16 protein-coding genes are annotated in these 18,280 nt (G+C 63.1%); 9 read left to right on the top strand and 7 right to left on the bottom strand.

From position 1 onward, the window contains the following. Nucleotides 1–98 precede the first annotated feature (98 nt). The 5 genes from AAFO92_RS00465 to araD all read right to left on the bottom strand — a co-directional run bounded on the left by AAFO92_RS00465 (nt 99) and on the right by araD (nt 6,598). On the bottom strand, nt 99–1,502 hold the full coding sequence (locus AAFO92_RS00465) for a hypothetical protein (RefSeq protein ID WP_347532463.1): 1,404 nt from the start codon (nt 1,500–1,502) through the stop codon (nt 99–101). A 185-nt stretch (nt 1,503–1,687) separates the two neighbouring features. Then, nucleotides 1,688–2,398 (bottom strand): ribonuclease activity regulator RraA, encoded by a 711-nt coding sequence (locus AAFO92_RS00460; RefSeq protein ID WP_347532462.1) that lies wholly within the window; start codon nt 2,396–2,398, stop codon nt 1,688–1,690. Nucleotides 2,399–2,413: 15 nt separating this feature from the next. Continuing rightward, nucleotides 2,414–3,937: an aldehyde dehydrogenase (NADP(+)) gene (locus tag AAFO92_RS00455; protein WP_347532461.1), complete on the bottom strand. Its 1,524-nt coding sequence runs from the start codon at nt 3,935–3,937 to the stop codon at nt 2,414–2,416. Between the two features lie 19 nt (nt 3,938–3,956). Next, nucleotides 3,957–4,856 carry a dihydrodipicolinate synthase family protein gene (locus tag AAFO92_RS00450; protein WP_347532460.1) on the bottom strand — a complete coding sequence of 300 codons (900 nt, stop codon included), beginning with the start codon at nt 4,854–4,856 and terminating at the stop codon, nt 3,957–3,959. Beyond that, nucleotides 4,856–6,598 (bottom strand): L-arabinonate dehydratase, encoded by a 1,743-nt coding sequence (gene araD, locus AAFO92_RS00445; RefSeq protein ID WP_347532459.1) that lies wholly within the window; start codon nt 6,596–6,598, stop codon nt 4,856–4,858. The genes AAFO92_RS00450 and araD overlap by 1 nt, the downstream gene beginning before the upstream one ends. A 238-nt stretch (nt 6,599–6,836) precedes the next feature. Between araD and AAFO92_RS00440 the strand changes: the two genes are divergently transcribed. The 4 genes from AAFO92_RS00440 to AAFO92_RS00425 all read left to right on the top strand — a co-directional run bounded on the left by AAFO92_RS00440 (nt 6,837) and on the right by AAFO92_RS00425 (nt 11,029). Beyond that, the gene (locus AAFO92_RS00440) at nt 6,837–7,886 is read left to right on the top strand and encodes a hypothetical protein (protein WP_347532458.1); all 1,050 of its coding nucleotides are present in this window, start codon (nt 6,837–6,839) and stop codon (nt 7,884–7,886) included. Between the two features lie 136 nt (nt 7,887–8,022). Then, entirely contained in the window at nt 8,023–8,442 is a 420-nt protein-coding gene (locus tag AAFO92_RS00435; protein WP_347532457.1) for a tripartite tricarboxylate transporter TctB family protein, read from the top strand. Nucleotides 8,443–8,454: 12 nt separating this feature from the next. Then, nucleotides 8,455–9,954 carry a tripartite tricarboxylate transporter permease gene (locus tag AAFO92_RS00430; RefSeq protein ID WP_347532456.1) on the top strand — a complete coding sequence of 500 codons (1,500 nt, stop codon included), beginning with the start codon at nt 8,455–8,457 and terminating at the stop codon, nt 9,952–9,954. 67 nt (nt 9,955–10,021) lie between these two features. Beyond that, nucleotides 10,022–11,029 (top strand): LacI family DNA-binding transcriptional regulator, encoded by a 1,008-nt coding sequence (locus AAFO92_RS00425; RefSeq protein ID WP_347532455.1) that lies wholly within the window; start codon nt 10,022–10,024, stop codon nt 11,027–11,029. A gap of 17 nt (nt 11,030–11,046) precedes the next feature. Here AAFO92_RS00425 and AAFO92_RS00420 read toward each other — a convergent pair whose 3' ends face one another. Beyond that, nucleotides 11,047–12,387 carry a Gfo/Idh/MocA family oxidoreductase gene (locus AAFO92_RS00420; protein WP_347532454.1) on the bottom strand — a complete coding sequence of 447 codons (1,341 nt, stop codon included), beginning with the start codon at nt 12,385–12,387 and terminating at the stop codon, nt 11,047–11,049. Between the two features lie 266 nt (nt 12,388–12,653). On the opposite strand from AAFO92_RS00420, the gene AAFO92_RS00415 reads away from it, so the two are divergent. The 5 genes from AAFO92_RS00415 to AAFO92_RS00395 are packed head-to-tail and all read left to right on the top strand — an operon-like array spanning nt 12,654 to nt 17,282. Further along, nucleotides 12,654–13,424 (top strand): transketolase, encoded by a 771-nt coding sequence (locus AAFO92_RS00415; protein WP_347533344.1) that lies wholly within the window; start codon nt 12,654–12,656, stop codon nt 13,422–13,424. Further along, nucleotides 13,421–14,473, top strand: a complete 1,053-nt coding sequence (locus AAFO92_RS00410) for a transketolase family protein (RefSeq protein WP_347532453.1) — start codon at nt 13,421–13,423, stop codon at nt 14,471–14,473. Before AAFO92_RS00415 ends, AAFO92_RS00410 begins: the two co-directional genes overlap by 4 nt. Before the next feature lie 2 nt (nt 14,474–14,475). Then, complete coding sequence (gene ltnD, locus AAFO92_RS00405; RefSeq protein WP_347532452.1) at nt 14,476–15,369, top strand: L-threonate dehydrogenase; 894 nt, start codon at nt 14,476–14,478, stop codon at nt 15,367–15,369. Nucleotides 15,370–15,402: 33 nt separating this feature from the next. Continuing rightward, nucleotides 15,403–16,155, top strand: a complete 753-nt coding sequence (locus tag AAFO92_RS00400) for a glucose 1-dehydrogenase (protein ID WP_347532451.1) — start codon at nt 15,403–15,405, stop codon at nt 16,153–16,155. 26 nt (nt 16,156–16,181) lie between these two features. Then, a complete protein-coding gene (locus AAFO92_RS00395) occupies nt 16,182–17,282 on the top strand; it encodes a mandelate racemase/muconate lactonizing enzyme family protein (protein ID WP_347532450.1) in 1,101 nt (366 codons plus the stop codon). A 12-nt stretch (nt 17,283–17,294) separates the two neighbouring features. On the opposite strand, the gene AAFO92_RS00390 is transcribed toward AAFO92_RS00395, so the two are convergent. Beyond that, the gene (locus AAFO92_RS00390) at nt 17,295–18,278 is read right to left on the bottom strand and encodes a LysR substrate-binding domain-containing protein (protein ID WP_347532449.1); all 984 of its coding nucleotides are present in this window, start codon (nt 18,276–18,278) and stop codon (nt 17,295–17,297) included. Nucleotides 18,279–18,280 lie beyond the last annotated feature (2 nt).

Below are 18,280 nucleotides of genomic sequence, written 5' to 3'. Positions count from 1 at the left end.
CGGGCACATGTCGGCCGGAAAACGGGGCAATCGCAAATCAACATTGCAGCCGAACCGATAACAAAAGCCGCTCAGAGGTTGCCTGCCACTCGACTGGCTCAAAACACAAACGCGTAGGTTACGACCCAAAGTGACAATGCAACCCCACAAATCAACGTATAGGCCCCATTCCATACCAGCCCGACACGGAGTGCGCTGATACCGGCAAAAGACCCAATCAAAAGGGTCGTCGCGGTGAAAGGTGAGCTTGCGCCGCTCAACGCCCAACCGGCGGTCAAGGCCGCGGCAATGGCGGTGGGCTGAACCCCAAGTTCCGCCGCACCGGGAATAAGCGGTGCAATAAGCGTGACCGCCAGAATCGGATTCATTCCGATCTGCCCCGCCAGCGGTATGATCCAGACAAATGAGACGAGTATCACCCAAGCCGGCAGAAGCGACGGGTCGAACCCGATCCCAAGCATCAGCGGTTCGAAAAGCTGTGAGCCGGTCGTGCCGATATAGCCTGCCATCATCAACAGGATAAGCTCTCCCCGATAGCCGGGTAGTTCGTGGAGTACATATGTCTTGAAGCGGGAAACCGTGATGGCGAGCGGTCTGTCAGCCTTGTGCTGAATGAGCATCCAGACAAAGGCGATGCAGGGTACCAGGACCGCGACGATCCCGACGATCCGGACATCTGTCAGCGCGCTGAGCACGACAACGCCGACAACAAGGACCGCCAGCAGAGCCACGAGCGGCAACATCGTGGACCATGTGCCTTCGGGCTGGGTTCGCATAGGCGTTACTGTCAGGCGTGGCTTGAAGAGGCTATCAAGCGCCCATCCGATACCCGCCAGCAGGCAAGAAGACACCAATCCCGGCACAAGCGCCTGCGACCAACTTGTGCCCGGTATGACACTGATCGAGATTGCCATCGCGAAAGAAAGAGGCGACCACGGCAAGGTTGAGACGAAAGAGCGTTGAATGGCCAGGAGCATCCGCCTGATCCGGTGCCCCCGGATCTCGTCATTGGGTTCTGTTCTGGCGTTGGCCGTCGCCAGCGCACCGAGAAGCTGCAGCGATCCGTAATTCAAAAGCAATGCAAATGCCTGCCCGCCCACGGTCAGCGCAGCATAGCGCCTGCCCGGTGGCTGCCCGGCAAGGAATGTACCCGCGCGCTGGATCGCGGGTGACGCCTCTGCCACGCTACGCAGTGTCGACAGAGCCGCAAAAAATGCGCCGATGAATGCTGCCGTTTCCAACCCACGGAGGACAATTGCCAGCCAATCCGGATTCGTTACCATCAATGCGATGCTGATCGCCACGGCGACCGCAACAAAAGCTTTCCGGGACAACCGGACCTGAACAAACAAGATCAGGATGAGGGCCAACAGGAGTATCGGCTTTGCCGGTTGCGTCCATGACGCCAATCCCCATTCCTTGCAAATAACGAGCACCGTGATCATGCAAAGCAAGAGCCCTGCCGCCTTGTCCGCTCTGGCGCTCATTCCAAGGATATTCATAGCTCTCTAATAAGACCATTTTTTGCAAACTGCCATCCGGTGGATTGGGTGATCTCAGATCAATTGACCGGCAACCGTTTGACCCTTGGTCAAGACCTATGCGCAATGGCTGGCGCGCGGGCGTCGATCATCGGCAAGGAACCCTGACCTCTTGTCTGCATCCAATACGGCCCCCGCGCGGAAGGCTAACGATCGTTTTGCCTGCGCCAGGTTTCAAAAGCGCGTTTATGTTCGTCTTTGGTGCAGGGATAGAGGCCGATGATCGCCTCGCCCTCCTTCACGCGCTCCAGCACGAAATCCTCGTAGGCGGTCATCTCAACGGCCTCGTCGGCGACCTCTTCCGCCAAGTGAGCCGGAATCACGATCACGCAATCTGCATCGCCGACGATGATGTCGCCGGGAAAGATCGGCGCATCGCCGCAACCGATCGGCTCGTTGATGGCGATGGCCTCGTTATTGGTCAGGTTGGTGGGGCTGGATGGACGCGTGTGATAGGCCGGGATGTCCAGCCCGGCGATGGTGGCGGCATCACGAAAGCCGCCATCGGTCACGACGCCCGCACCGCCGCGTTTCATCAGCCGGGTGATCAGGATGTCACCGGCCGAGGCGGCGTTTGCCTGTTTGCGGCTGTCCATGACCAGTACATGACCTTCTGGGCAGGTCTCGATCGCGACGCGCTGCGGGTGGTCCGGGTTGCGGAACTCGGTCAGTTGATTGCGATCCTCTCGCGCGGGCATGTAGCGCAGCGTAAAGGCAGGACCGACCATGTTCCGGCCTTTCCAGCCCACCGGGTGCACGCCCTGGATCACCTGGTTGCGCAGACCGCGTTTGTAAAGAGCGGTGGCCAGCGTGGCCACGGATACGCCCATCAGTTTCTCACGGATTTCCTGGTTCATTGCAGTGTTCCTTCGTCAGGTCAGGTCGCCCGGCAGCAGGGCGTCGGGCATGTTCTGATAGCAAACGGGGCGCAGGAACCGGCGGATGGCAAGGGTGCCAACGCTGGTCGCACCGAAATTCGTCGAGGCCGGGTAAGGGCCACCATGAACCATCGCATCGCAGACCTCGACCCCGGTTGGAAATCCGTTGACCAGAAGCCGCCCCGCCTTGCGTTCCAGGATCGGTATCAGGCGCTGCGCCAGGGTGGTATCACCCTCATCCATGTGCAGCGTCGCGGTCAGCTGTCCTTCGAAGCCGCGCGCCAGGGTTGCCATCTCATCCGGGCCGGAAACCCGCACAACAAGCCCCAACGGGCCAAAGACTTCTTCGCCAAGGGCATGATCCTGAAGGTAGTCCCGTGCGTTTGTCTCGTAGAGGTTGGGTGACGCGCTGCGTCCTTCGCTGTCGGTGGACAGCACCGGGCGTACCGCGTTGCGGGTGTCGAACCGGGTCTTGCCCTTCCTGTAGGCCTCGGCGATCCCGTCGGTCAGCATGGATTGCGCCGGCACCTCGCTCAGCGCATCGGCGGCGGCTTGCACGAAGGCGTCGCCCTCGGGGCCGGTCTGAACCACGGCGATGCCTGGATTGGTGCAGAACTGGCCCGCCCCCATGGTGAGCGATCCGGCCCAGCCTTCTCCGATCTGTGACCCCCGGGCCTTGACCGCCTCGGGCAGCAGGAACATCGGGTTGACCGAGCCCAGCTCGCCGAAGAACGGGATCGGTTCGGGACGCGCGGCGCAAAGATCAAACAGCGCCCGACCCCCGCCAAGGGAACCGGTGAACCCCACCGCCTTGATCAGCGGATGCTGCACCAGCGCCTGACCCACGTCGCGCTTGCCGCCCTGGATCAGGCTGAACGTGCCGGGATGCACGCCGCATCTTGCGATGGCCGCGGCGATGGCTTCGGCCACGATCTCGCCGGTGCCCGGGTGGGCGCTATGCCCCTTGACCACCACGGGGCAGCCAGCGGCCAGGGCCGAGGCGGTATCGCCCCCCGCCGTCGAAAAGGCCAGCGGGAAGTTCGACGCGCCGAAGACGGCCACTGGCCCGATGGGCCGTTGCACCATCTTCAGGTCGGGCCGAGGCAAGGGCGCGCGATCCGGCAGTGCCGCGTCGTGGCGGTGGTCCAGATAGTCGCCCTTGCGGATATGCTCAGCGAACAGGCGCAGCTGGCCCACGGTTCGGCCACGCTCGCCCTGCAACCGGGCTTCGGGCAGGCCGGTTTCCTGACAGCCGATCAGGGTAATCGCGTCGTCCCGTGCGTCGATTTCATCGGCGATGGCTTCGAGGAAATCCGCGCGCGCCTCGCGCCCGGAATAACCGTAGGACCAGAACGCCTCTTCAGCCGCCTCAGCCGCTTTGTCGACCAGTGCCGGAGTGCCGACACTGAACCGGTATGCCTTGCCATGGGCGGGTTCCGAAGTGAACGTGGCATCGCCCGCCACCCAATCGCCCGCGATCAGGTGTTTGCCATGTGGGCTGAATGTTTCGTCGGGCATCTGTTTTCCTCTCTTCGTGTCAGATCAGGCCGTTGGCAGCCAGAAAACGATCCAGTTTGGCCTGCTGCGCCTCGGTCAGGGGCCAGGCAGAAGGCGGGCGGGTCGGGCCGCAATCGTGGCCCTGCGCCAGCAGCGCCGCCTTGACGCCGGTCACGTTGGTGCCGTTCAGCTCTTCCGCCCGGATGTCCTCGAAGGCGCGCATCCCGGCGATGAGTTGATTGGCTTGCTCATAGTCTTCTCCGGCCAAGGCGGCATGGATCGCGACCGATCGTTCCGGCCAGACATTGATCAGCCCGCTGGTGAATCCACGCGCACCGACAGCGTAAAGCGGCGGCGCCCAAACCTCGGCCAGACCACCGACCCAGGTAATGCCGGGATCGCAAGCATTGATTGCTTCGGCCAGTTTCAGCGGGTTCGGCGTGGCCCATTTCACGCCCTTTACCCCGGGCAGTGCGCACAGGTCTGCGATCGCCCCGGTGCCGATGGCGTCGTTGCGCAGATACAGCATGACGGGCAACCCGCCGCCCGCATCAATCACCGCCTTGAGATAATCGACCGTGCCACGCGGACTGACGAAAGGATCGGGCGGCTGGTGAATCATCAGCGCGGCCGCCCCGGCATCGGCCGAAACCCTCGCCAGACGGCAGGCATCGCGGATACCGCGCCCGACACCGGCCAGCAGCGGCGCGCGATCACCGAGCAGCCCGGCCACCTCACGCACCATGGTGCAGGCCTCATCGGTGGTGAGGGCATAGAATTCCCCGGTATTGCCGTTGACGACCGGCATGTGCACACCCGCCGAAAGCGCGCGGTCAATGATCGGGCTCAGCCTGGTGGGCGCAACTTCACCAGCATCGTCATAGGGGGTGACGAGAATGCCGGAGATGCCGGCCAGCGCCTGATTGAGGTCATGGGTCATCAGTATATATCCGGTTCGCCCGCGGCCTCGCCGAAGCCCGCCTGCAGGTAGTCAAAATCACAGCCGGTATCGGCCTGGCCGACATGGCGCGAGAACATCCAGCCCCAGCCGCGCTGAAACCGTGCCTCCGGCGGTGTCCAGGCCTGGCGCCGCGCCTCGATCTCCTCATCGGGCACCAGCATGTCGAGGCGTCGGTTCGGCAGGTCCAGCCGCACGGTATCGCCGGTCTTGAGCAGGGCGAGCGGCCCGCCGACGAAGCTTTCGGGTGCGACATGCAGTATGCAGGCGCCATAAGACGTGCCCGACATGCGCGCATCGGATATCCGCAGCATGTCGCGGTGGCCCTGCTTGATCAGCGCCTTGGGGATCGGCAACATGCCCCATTCGGGAAAGCCCGGCCCGCCTTGCGGCCCGGCATTGCGCAAAACCATCACGTGATCGGGCGTGACCTCCAGATCTTCGTCATCGACCGCCGCCTTCATCTCGGGATAACTGTCGAAAACCAGCGCCGGACCCTCGTGCTGATAAAATTTCGCGTCGCAGGCGGCAGGCTTGATGACCGCGCCAGACGGGCAAAGATTGCCCTTGAGCACCGCAAGCGATCCTTCGTGATAGACCGGATTGGAAAGCGGGCGGATCACGTCATCGTTGTAAACCTCGGCACCGTGCAGGTTATCGGCCAGGGTTTTGCCGGTGACGGTAAGGCAGGTTGTGTCCAGCTGTTCCTGCATTTGCTTCATCAGCGCGCGCAGGCCACCGGCATAAAAGAAATCCTCCATCAGGTAATCCTTGCCCGCAGGGCGGACATTGGCGATGAGAGGCGTGCTGCGGCCCAGGGCATCCATGTCGTCCAGCGTCAGGTTCACACCCGCGCGGCGGGCCATGGCAATCAGATGCACGACGGCGTTCGTGGAACAGCCTGTCGCCATGGCGACAATGGCAGCGTTGCGCACCGATGCGTCGGTCACGATCCGGTCGGGCGTCAGATCCTCCCACACCATCCCAACGATCCGGCGGCCGCAATTCGCGCCCATCCTCTGATGGCCGGAATCGACCGCGGGAATCGACGAGGCGCCCGGCAGCGTCAGCCCCAACGCATCGGTGATCGCGGTCATGGTCGAGGCAGTGCCCATGGTCATGCAGGTCCCGGCCGAGCGGGCGATCCCCCCCTGGATGCCCAGCCATTCCGCGTCACTGATGTTGCCCGCGCGGCGTTCGTCCCAGTATTTCCACGCATCCGATCCAGAGCCCAGGATCTTGCCCGCGTAGTGGCCGCGCAGCATCGGTCCGGCAGGCAGGTAGATCATCGGCACGCCGGCGGTGATCGCCCCCATCACCAGCCCCGGCGTGGTCTTGTCACAACCGCCCATGAGCACCACGCCATCAAGCGGATGCGCGCGGATCATCTCTTCGGTCTCCATCGCCAGCATGTTGCGATAGAGCATCGAGGTCGGCTTTGTGAAGCTTTCATCGACCGACAGGGCGGGCATTTCCACCGGCAGGCCACCGGCCAGCTGAACGCCGCGTTTAACGTCCTTGACGCGTTCGGGGAAATGGCTGTGACAGCTGTTGAATTCAGACCAGGTGTTGAGAATGCCGATGATCGGACGATCGCGGAACTCCTCTTCGGAGTAGCCCAGCTGCATCATCCGCGACCGGTGGCCGAAGCTGCGCAGGTCATCCGGGCCGAACCAGTGCGCGCTGCGCAGATCACCGGGCGTCTTGCGGGCCGTGTCCTTCATGCTGTTCTCCTTCTGGCGTACTCATTGTGTATGCGCATACATTCTTGATTGTCAACGCCTCATCTCAACAATTTCTGCTCTTTTCTTTTCTAAATTAACACTGTTGACAAGGGACCATGTGATGTGTTCAAGAGTATGTATGCGCATACATCGCCAAGTGGCGAGTCGCGCCGGGCGCCTGGGGAGGGCGCCCTGATCGTCAAACTCAGGTCGCCCCGCGGCCGCAAGGGAGGAAATCATGACCTTTACTCGCAGAACCCTTCTGGCGGCGGTAAGCGCCGCCGCACTGATCGCCCAGCCGCTTGCCAGCGCCGCACAGGAACTGCCGCGCAACGTGCGCATGGTGATCGGCTCCAAATCTACCGGCGGAGACACCTATCAGAACTCGGCGATCATCGCCGAGGCGCTGGCCGAGCATCTGGGCATCAACATCAAGGTCGACGCCGTTGGCGCCTCTGCCGCCTTCAAGGCGCTGGACCGCGACAGCCGGGGCACCACGATCATGATCTTCCACGACCAGTCCTACCTGGGTCAGCTCTATGGCCGCGAAGGCTATAGCGATCCGTTCGCGAATTACACCGTGGGCGCCACCGTGGCGATCAATCCGGGCAACGCCTATCTGGTACCCGCCGACAGCCCGTATCAGACGATGGACGACATCTTTGCCGCGGCCGCGGCCGGAGAGAAAGTGCGCGTGGCCATTCAGCCGGGCGGCGTTTCCGAGATCGGTTTTTCCGCCATGAAGAATGCCGCGCGGGTCATGAACCCGGGGTCGGAAGAAAACATCGTGGCGGTCAATACCGGCTCGCAATCCGACAAGAATCAGGCGATGTGGGACGATCTGGCCGACGTGATCAACGGGTCGATCCAGGCCAACGAGCAATTCACCCAGCTTGAAGCCGGTGACGAGAAGGGCATGCGCTTTGTCTGGATCACGGCGCGCGGCGAAACCCTTGCCCAGGCGCCGGCAGAAGGCATGGGCAACACCACCCGCGACGATCTTCTTAAATTCGCCTCGCCCGAAACCTCTGTGACGCTTGACGGAAGCCAGGATTTTACCTTCGACAAGGAATTCTTCTTCCTGTTCAACAAGGATATGGACCAAGGCGTTATCGAGCAGATCGACACCGCCCTGACCGAAATCTTCGCAAAGGGTGACATCCAGGAGCGCCAGAAGGCCGCGTTCTTCATTCCGAACTTCAAGCCCTCAGCCGAAGCGCGCGAATACCTGATGGGTAAACGCGACACCAATGCCGGCGTGATCGCCGAGATTTCGGGCGGGTCCTGACCGCTCTGGCGGCCCGGGCGGCAACGCCCGGGTCACGTTCCCGACCCCTGCCAATGCGCGAGAGAGGGAACCATTAAGCCCGTAGCGGCGGGCTGGCAGGGCACTGCCGCCAACACCACATGCGAGGGAGGAGAACATGGCGCGACTGACCCAGGTTTCCATCGATTTCGAGACATCGCACCTTATCTTTCCAATGCTGATCGCGGTCATCCTCGGGCTTCTGGGCCTGACAATTCTGATCACCCGGCGGAGGCAGGTCACGCAGGCCGGCGCCCATTGGGCGGGCTTCTGGCGCGATATGGACAAGCCCCGGACATTGGGCACGCTGGCGCTGACTGTGATCTATTTCATCCTGATGGTGCCGGTCGGGGATATCTGGCCCAATCGCGGCTTTGGTTTCCTGTTCTGTTCGATTCCGTTCGTCTTTGCCATCGGCCTGCTGTTCATGCACGCGTGGCCCGGACGGGCGGTTGCCATCATGGCGGCGGTGGCGCTGATCGCGCCAGCTCTGGTCTGGTGGCTGTTTGCCGAAGTTTTCTTTTTGACGCTGCCCTGACACGAGGCTTTCATGGAACTCCTTTCGATCATCTCTCCCCTGTTCCTTGCCCTGATCGTTGGGGGGACGTTCATCGGCATCATCTTCGGATCGATCCCCGGCATGACGGCCACGATGGCCGTGGCAGTCTGCCTGCCGATGACCTATTCGCTGGGTCTTGAAAACGGGCTTGCACTGCTTCTGGGGCTTTACGTGGGCGGGATATCCGGCGGGCTCGTTCCCGCGATCCTGCTGGGGATTCCCGGAACGCCCTCGTCGATCACCACCACCTTCGACGGCTACCCGATGGCACAACGGGGCGAGGGCGAAAAGGCCCTGCGGATCGGCATCTGCGCGTCGGTGATCGGCGGCCTGGTCAGCCTGTTCGTACTGTTCATGTTCGCACCGACACTGGCGGATTTCGCCATCGAATTCTCTTACGTCGAGAAATTCCTGATCATCCTCTTCGCGCTTACCGTCATGGCGGCCCTGAGTTCGGACATGCTGATGGGCATCTTCTCGGGCTTTCTTGGCATCTTCATCGCGCTCATCGGCACCTATGACATCTCGTCGGGCGGCAATGGCAAGATGCGGCTTGTGCCGCCGGGCACGGACTATTGGCTGGAAACCGGGTTTTCCCTGCTGCCGGTGCTGATCGGCCTGTTCGGCCTGGCGGCCATCCTCGAAGAAGCGGAGAAGGGCGTGCCCAAGGGGCAGAGCCGCGAGGACATCAAGCTTGGCGCACATTCGCGATTTTCCTTTTCGGTGTTCAAGGGCCAGATCGTGAACCTGGTGCGCTCCTCGGGCATTGGTACCTTCGTCGGGATCCTACCCGGTGTGGGCGGCTCGGCGGCCTCGATCCTAGCTTATTCCAACGCCAAGACGTTTTCGAAAAACCCCGAAAAGTTTGGCACTGGCGAACCCTCGGGGCTGATTGCGTCCGAGTCGGGCAACAATGGTCTGACCGGTGGCGCGCTTATTCCGCTATTGTCGCTTGGCATCCCCGGCGACAGCACCACGGCGCTGCTGATCGGGGCATTCACGTTGCAGGGTATCCAGGTGGGTCCGCTTTTCATCGGCAACAACCCCGATACCTGGAACGCGATGATCATCGCCATGCTGATTGCCAATGTCGCCATGTTCGTCATGATGTATGCCGCCATCCGCTATTTCGCGCTGGTTGTCACCGTGCCCAAGCATATCCTGTTTCCGGTCATCCTGATGATGTGCGTGATCGGCTCCTACACGATCAACTACGGCATCATGTTCGATGTCTGGACGCTGCTGATCTTTGGCCTGTTCGGCTGGCTGGGGGTGAAAATGGGGCTTGAGGTCGCGCCGTTCATCATCGGCTTCATCCTGGGACCATCGGCAGAGGTGTATTTCGTCAAGAGCCTGGAAAGTTTCGGCGACCTCACGATCTTTGTCACCAAGAGCTGGATTGCCGTGGTGCTTTGGCTGTTGATCATCGGCTCTCTGATCGGTTCGGTCTACCTGTCGCGGCGCAAGAAGGAGACCGGGATCAGCATCTGAATCACAGCGGCACTTGCCAACACGTGGCGGCCATAGGACAAGTGCAGACAACGTACGGGAAAGCGTCATGGACGGACAAACTGCAAAGCGGGTCACGATGACCGATGTCGGCCGCATGGCCGGGGTCAGCCAGGTCACCGTGTCGCGCGCATTGTCGGACCCGTCCAAGGTGTCGCCCGATACCCTGCGCAAGATCCGCGAGGCGATCGAGGCGACAGGATTCGTGCCGAACGCCATTGCCGGCGCGCTGGCTTCGAACCGGTCGCGGCTGGTGACGGCGCTGGTCCCGTCGATCACCAATATTGTCTATTCCTCGTTCATCCGCTCCTTCAGCGAACGTCTTCGCGACGCTGGCTACCAGCTGCTGCTGTCTGAAACCGGATTTGACCCGGAAGAAGAACAGGCGCTGATCACCGCGCATCTTTCACGGCGACCGGATGCCATGCTGCTGACCGGCATCCACCACAGCGCGCAGTCACGGCGGCAATTGCTGGGCGCCGGTATCCCGGTGGTCGAGGTCTGGGACATGACCGACACGCCGATTGATCTGTGCGTCGGGTTCAGCCATGCCGGGGCTGCACAGCGTGTGGCCGATTTCGTGCTCGAAGCCGGGTACCCTCAGGCGGCGACCGTGACCGCGGCGGATGAACGCGCGGGCCGCCGCCGTCAGGCCTTTGCCAAGCGGTTCGAGGCCGAAACCGGTGTGCCGGTTCCCGAAGCGGGTGTGGATGGCGCGGCCAGCATCGCGGCGGGGCGGGCGGCGCTGACCGCCCTGATTGAGCGCGAGGGGTTTGCCCGCGGTCCGATTTTCTGCAGCTCCGACCAGCTGGCGCATGGCGTGTTGATCGAGGCACGGTCGCGCGGCTTGCGTGTCCCCGGGGATGTGGCCGTGATCGGTTTCGGAGATCAGGATTTCGCGCGCGATCTCGACCCGGCGCTGACCACGGTGCGGGTTGATCGCGACCGGCTTGGCCAGGTCGCCGCCGATGCCGTGCTGGCGCGGCTGGATGGCGGGCCGCCGCCTGACCCGGTGACCGATCTTGGATTCGAGATCATCCGCCGCGCGAGTTTCTGAGCCCCTCGGAACCGACCTTAGCCGTCAAGAATGCGTTTCTGGTCTTCGCGCATCGCGAAAATATCGGCGTCATCGGTGATCTCGACATCGTCGAGGGTGATGACCTGGTCGCGCTTCACAGCACGTTTGAGCCGGATGTGATGCGCAAGGCCGATGGGCAGCGCATCCTGCGCGGCGGCAAGGCGGGCGGGTATGGCCTTGGCCCAGACCTTGAAGCCGCCTTCGCCATCGAGCATGTCGCCTGCCGCGAAATCGCCCTTGGCCGTGGCCACCGCATCGGCGCGATAGCGGGTTGAACTTCCGGTCGCTTCGCCGCGCAGAACCGCCGAAAGGACCGAGACGCTGGTTTCCAGCCCGATCAGGTGAAATGGCCGCCACATTGATCCGTACCAGCCGGATGTATCGGTCAGCAGCCCGTATTGCCGGATGCAGTCGCGGCTGTAGGCATTAGGCGCGCGAAAGGTGACGAACATGCCCCACTGGATGTTGTTTAGCACCACGCGACCGTCTTTCTCGCGGCTGGCGGCAATATCGACAAGGCCCGGCTTTTCCAGTTGTCCGCCGTCGCTGCTTGGCCTGAACACATTGGCAAGATCCTGCAGCCCGGCCGGGTGAAAGGCCAGTCCGTCTTCGGGACAGTCGAGCCCGGTCGCGTTTGCCACCGCCGCCATCTCGATTGCGGCCTTGGTGCCATCGGTGAAAGAGTTGTACATTTTCGGATTGAAATCGCCGGCCGCCACCTCCTCCTCGGACCAACCAAAGAAATCCCACACGGTATCGGGCGTGGAATAGCGGTAGGGCGGCGCGAAATTCATGCCCTTGCCCGCCGCGATCAGCTCGAATCCGCAGGCATGGACCCAGTCCACCAACTCGCAAATCGCCGCAGGCTGATCGCCGTAGGCCATGGAATAGACCACCCCCGCCGCGCGGGCCTTTTCCGCAAGCAGCGGGCCGCACAGCACGTCAGCCTCGACATTGACCATCACCACATGCTTGCCCGCGTCGATAGCCGCAAGCGCGTGGCGGATACCGGCGATGGGATGGCCGGTGGCCTCGATTATCACCTCGATGTCGTCAAAGGCAAAGAGGTCCGCGGCTGTGTCGGTGACATGAGTCGTGCCGGTCTTGCAGGCATCGGCCAGGGACTTTGCGCCAAAGCGCTCTGCCTCCCAATGCACGCGGGTCAGCGCATCCCGCGCCTTGCCTACATCCAGATCGGCGATCCCGACAACGTGGTAGCCTTCGATATGTCGGGCCTGGGCCAGGATCATCGAGCCGAATTTACCCGCGCCGATCAGGCCGATGCGGACGGGTCTGCCTTGGGCCGCGCGGGCGGCCAGTAACGCGGAAAGGTTCATCTTGGGGCATCCTTGGCGTGACGATTTACAGGGAGAATAGCCAATCTCCGCCCGGGCGAACCATAACTAATTCGAACACAATCGTTAAGCCTGACTTAAATAACGTTAATGAATCGTCGCTTGCCATTTACCCCGCTGCCGGGTGTGTTGCCACGAGGCCAGAGCGGCCGTGTGGGAGAGAAGGCGTGCAGACCCGACGCGAAAAATCCGGATCAAATGTAAGCCTGGCACGGCGCGCCTGGACGATCCGGCGCAATGCGCTGTTGATGGGTGAGGTGCAAGGCCAGGGCTATATCGGCCAGGCCCTGGGCGTTGCCGATGTGCTGGCCACATCCTATTTCCATGCCATGACCTACCGGGCGGACGATCCGGAATGGGAAGGGCGCGACCGGTTCTACCTGTCCATCGGGCATTATGCGATCGCGCTTTATGGCGCGCTGATCGAGGCCGGGATCCTGCCCGAGGATGAGATTCCGACCTATGGCATGGATGACAGCCGGATGCCGATGTCGGGCATGGCGGCCTATACGCCAGGAATGGAGATCACCGGCGGTTCGCTGGGGCATGGGCTGGGCATCGCCGTGGGGGCGGCCCTGGGGCTCAAGCGCAAGAAGAACCCGGCCTTTGTCTACAACATGCTCTCGGATGGGGAACTGGGCGAAGGCTCCACCTGGGAGGCGGTGATGTCAGCCGTGCAGTGGCAGCTCGACAACCTCATCGCCATCGTCGATTTCAACAACCAGCAGGCGGACGGGCCGACGCGGGCGGCGCTTGCCGTCGGCGCGGAAGCGCCTAAATGGGCCGCTTTTGGCTGGTACGTGCAGGAGGTGGACGGCAACGATCTTGAAGCGCTTGTGGCGGCCTTCGACAACGCCCGTAACCATCCCGCCCCCTGCCCCCGCGCGATCATCTGCAACACCAGAATGTGCAAAGGCGTGCCGTTTCTGGAAGAGCGCGAGTCGAACCATTTCATACGGGTCGAACAGGATGAATGGGCCAAGGCGCTGGCGATACTGGATGAGGATAAACCGCTATGACCATCCCCTCGATGTCGCGCCGCAAATCCAAATACACGCCGCGCAGCATGCCGGTGTCAGAAGGCGGCGAAAAGCTCACCACATCGGCCATGATCGCCTCGCTCGATGCCGAGGGGCGCAAGACCGTCGCGGCGCCGTTCGGCCATGCGCTGAGTGATCTGGCCAGAACGCGCGACGATATCGTCGGCCTTTCGGCGGACCTGTCGAAATACACCGATCTGCATGTTTTTGCCAAGGCGCATCCCGACAGGTTCTATCAGATGGGCATGGCCGAGGCGCTGCTGATGTCGGCTGCCGCCGGGATGGCACGCGAAGGTTTTACCCCCTTTGCCACCACCTATGCCGTCTTCGCCGCGCGCCGGGCCTATGATTTCATCGCCATGGCTATCGCCGAGGAGAACCTGCCGGTCAAGATCGTCTGTGCGCTGCCGGGGCTGACCACCGGATATGGCCCGTCGCACCAGGCGACCGAGGATCTGGCGATCATGCGGGGGATGCCGAACCTGACGGTGATCGACCCCTGTGACGCGACCGAGATCGACCAGGCGACGCGGGTCATCGCCGATACGCCGGGGCCAGTCTATATGCGGCTTCTGCGTGGGCAGGTGCCGGATGTACTGGGCGACTACGGCTATCAGTTCGAACTGGGCAAGGCCAAGGTGATCCGCGACGGGTCGGACGTGTTGTTCATATCGTCGGGTTTCATGACCATGCGCGTGCTGGACGCCGCCGCGGCGCTGGCCCGAGACGGGGTATCCTGCGCGGTGCTGCATTCACCCACGATCAAGCCGCTCGATGCCGACACGATCAGCGCCGAGGCGTCGAAGGGCGGGCGGTTGGTGGTAACCGCCGAGAACCATTCGGTCACCGGCGGGCTGGGCGAGGCGGTGGCGGCGGCGCTGATGCGAAAGGGTGTGCAGGTGCCCTTCCGGCAAGTCGCGCTGCCGGATGAATATCTGGACGCCGGGGCCCTGCCGACGCTGCATGATCAGTATGGCCTGTCGGTGCGCCGGATCACCCAGCGCGTCAAGCTGTGGTTGGAGGGTTGAACATGGCCGGCACCGCGATCATCGGGTTGGGCAATATGGGGCAAGGAATGGCCCGCAATATCCTGAAATCCGGGATCGCCCTGACGGGCTTTGACCTGTCAGAAACCGCGCGGTCGGGCCTCGCCAAGGCGGGGGGAAAAGCTGCGGCAAGCGCCGCCGAGGCGGCGCAGGGGTGCGATCTGCTGCTGGTGATGGTCCAGACCCCGGCGCAGGCGCACGATGTGCTGTTTGGCGCGGGGGGCGCCGCGGCGGCGCTTGACCCGGGATCGACAGTGATCCTGTGTTCGACGGTGGCACCGTCGGATGCGCGGGCTCTGGGCGCGGCGCTGGAGGAGGCCGGGCACATGATGCTCGATGCGCCGGTTTCGGGCGGGCAGAAAGGGGCGGATGCCGGTCAGCTTACGGTCATGGCCTCGGGGCCGGACGCGGCCTTTGCGCGGGCCGAGGCCGTGTTGGCGGCGGTCGCAAATACGGTGCACCGGCTGGGCGACGCACCGGGGATGGGCGCGACCTACAAGGTGGTGCATCAACTGGCCGCCGGGGTGCATATCGCCGCCGCCGCAGAGCTTCTGGCGCTTGGCGCCAAGGCAGGTTGCGATCCGCAGAAACTGTTCGAAATCGTGACAACCTCCGCCGGTCAAAGCTGGATGCTGGAGGATCGCGGCCCACGCATGATGCAGGCCGATCCCGACTGTACCTCGTCGGTCGACATTTTCGTCAAGGATGTCGGCCTGGTGCTGCAGACCGGCCGGGAAAACGGCGTGCCACTGCCCCTGACCGCGATCGCGCATCAGATGTTTCTGGCAGCCTCCGCGATGGGTCACGGGGCCGGCGATGACAGCCTGGTGATCCGTGCCTACGAGAAATTGACCGGCAAACCGGTACACGAAAGCTAAGCGGCCACGGGCGCCGAACGAGAGGAACAAGACATGGGACTATTGGACGGGCAGACGGCCATCATCACCGGCGCGGCCAGCATGAAAGGGCTGGGCAAGGCAACGGCGCAGCTCTTTGCCGAGCATGGCTGCCGGGTGGCGATCCTCGACCTGGAGGCGGCGCAGGCCGAGGACGCGGCTGCGAATATCGGCGACGGCCATGTCGGGCTGGCCTGCGACGTCACCCGCAAGGCCGATTGCGAGGCCGCGGTGGCGGCGGTACTTGAGGCCTTCGGACAAATCGACATACTGGTCAACAATGCCGGCATCACGCAGCCTCTCAGGATCATGGACATCAAGCACGAGAATTACGATGCGGTGCTGGACGTGAACCTGCTCGGCACGCTTAACATGAGCCAGGCGGTGATCCCGCATATGCGCGATCGTCGCAGCGGCAAGCTTATCAACATGTCCTCGGTTTCGGCCCAGCGGGGGGGCGGTATCTTTGGCGGGCCGCATTACTCGGCTGCCAAGGCGGGTGTCCTCGGATTGACCAAGGCGATGGCGCGCGAGCTTGCGCCGGATGGTATTCGCGCGAACGCGATCTGCCCGGGCTTCATCGCCACCGACATCACCCAGGGCAAGCTGACGCCCGAGATGAAGGAAAAGATCCTGGCGGGCATTCCGATGGGCCGCGCGGGTGAGGCCTCGGACGTGGCCGGCTGCGCGCTGTTTCTGGCATCGGACCTGTCGGCCTATGTGACCGGCTCGGAGGTGGATGTGAACGGCGGGTCGCTCATTCACTGACGGCATCACGCCACAGGAGCCGGGAAATGAGCCGGATCAGGGAAATCGACTGCCGCCTGTTCAACGTGCCGCTGGACGAGATCCTGACGGATGCCAAACATGGCGATCACACGCATTTCCAGCTGATCACCGCGACGATCCGGCTGGAAAACGGGGCCGAGGGTACGGGCTATACCTATACCGGCGGCAAAGGCGGCCAAGCGATTGCCGCGATGATCACGCATGATCTGACCCCGTTTCTGATCGGGCAGGAGGCGGAGGATGTCGAGGGCCTTTACGAGGCGATGCAATGGCACGTGCATTATGTCGGCCGCGGCGGCATCGCGTCCTTCGCCCTTTCGGCAGTTGATATCGCGCTGTGGGATCTGCGCTGCAAACGGTTGCAGCAACCGCTCTGGCAGGTGGCGGGCGGTGCCGGCAAGACCTGCCGCGCCTATGCCGGTGGCATTGATCTGAACTTTCCGCTGCCCAAGCTGCTCGCCGGTATCGGCGAATACCTGGGCCGCGGTTTTGACGCGGTCAAGATCAAGATCGGCCAGCCGGACCCGGCCGAGGATATCGAGCGGGTGCGTGCCGTACGCGAACTGATCGGCCCGGATGTGACCTTCATGGTGGATGCCAATTACGCGCTGAGCGTTCAGCAGGCAATCGACATGGCCAAAGCGCTGGAGCCATTCGATATCTGCTGGTTCGAAGAACCGACCATCCCGGATGACTACGAAGGCTACGCCAAGATCGCCGCGGCGACCTCGATTCCGCTGGCCATGGGTGAGAACCTGCACACCATCCACGAGTTCGACCATGCGTTCGAACAGGCGGGGCTTGGCTTTATTCAGCCCGATGCCTCCAATTGCGGCGGGATTACCGGTTGGCTGCAAGTGGCAGAGCGTGCGCGCGCACATGGCCTGCCGGTCTGCAGCCACGGGATGCAGGAGTTGCATGTCAGCCTGGTGGCGTCGCAGCCCCATGGTGGATGGCTCGAGGTCCATTCCTTTCCCATCGACCGCTATACGGAACGGCCGCTGGTACTTCGGGATCACCGGGCGGTCGCGCCGGAAGTGCCCGGTATCGGCGTGACCTTCCTCTGGCAGGCGCTGGACAAGGCGCATCGGCCCGTGCCGGGCTGAGCGCAGCCGGGCTCACCCTGGCTGCGCCGATGGCGAGCGCGCCTCGATATCGATATCCTCGATTGTCAGCCCGTGGCGATTAAGAATGGCGCCGGTCTCTTTCTCGTGCACCGCAACCTGTTCGTCCAGCCAGCCCAGAAACCGCCGGACGGCACGGCGGTTGAGGTTGCGCGCCGGACAGATCGCCCAATAGGCCGGAAAGCGCAGAACTGGCAGGGCGGGTGTAACCGGCACCAGCCGGCCTTCGGCCACCTCGTTCTGCGCCAGCGCCAGCGATTCCAGCACGATCCCTGCCCCGTCCAGCGCCAGCTGCAACGCCATGGAAGAGCGGTCCATCAAAATGGTCTTGCGGTTGCCTTCGGTTTGGATTCCGTTGTGCAGCAGCCAGAAATCCCACTGACACAGGGCGCGCGCGCTGTCGATCAGCAGGGCCTTGTCGAGAAGCGCGCCGGGGGTTCCCGGCTCACCAAGGCTGGCCAGATATTGCGGACTGCAGAGCGGCAGCACCAGATCCTGCACCACCGCCCGCACATGATAGCCGGCCCATTGACCGGTGCCGTAGCGGATATCGAGATCCATCACCTCTCGGTCGAAATCGGTCGGGTCCGGGGCAGCGTCGGCGCGCAGGTCCCAATCGGGATAGCGGGCCACGAAATCTGCCAGGCGCGGCCCCAGCCACCGCACACCGAAACTGGGTGAGACGCGCAGGTTGAGGCGGTAGGTCTCGCGCGTCTTGCCCAGATGCCTGCGGGCGTCCCGAAGCATCCGCAGCGCCGTCGTGGCGGTCTGGAACAGCTGTTCGCCCTCCAGCGTCAGGCTCAGCAGACGCCCGTCACGGCGGAAGAGCTTGACGCCAAGCTGCTGCTCGAGAAGCTTGATCTGCTGGCTGACCGCCGATGGCGAAACCGACAGCTCCTCAGCCGCGCGGCTGATCGTGCCGCGCCGCGCCACGGTTTCGAAATAGAGAAAACCGTTGAGATTGGGTGGGCGGGGCATGG

The sequence above is a fragment of the Roseovarius sp. CAU 1744 genome, assembly GCF_039839345.1.
In the GTDB taxonomy this organism is placed as follows: Bacteria; Pseudomonadota; Alphaproteobacteria; order Rhodobacterales; family Rhodobacteraceae; genus Roseovarius.
Note: the sequence above shows the minus strand (reverse complement) of the source record. Positions and strands in the feature narration are given on the sequence as shown.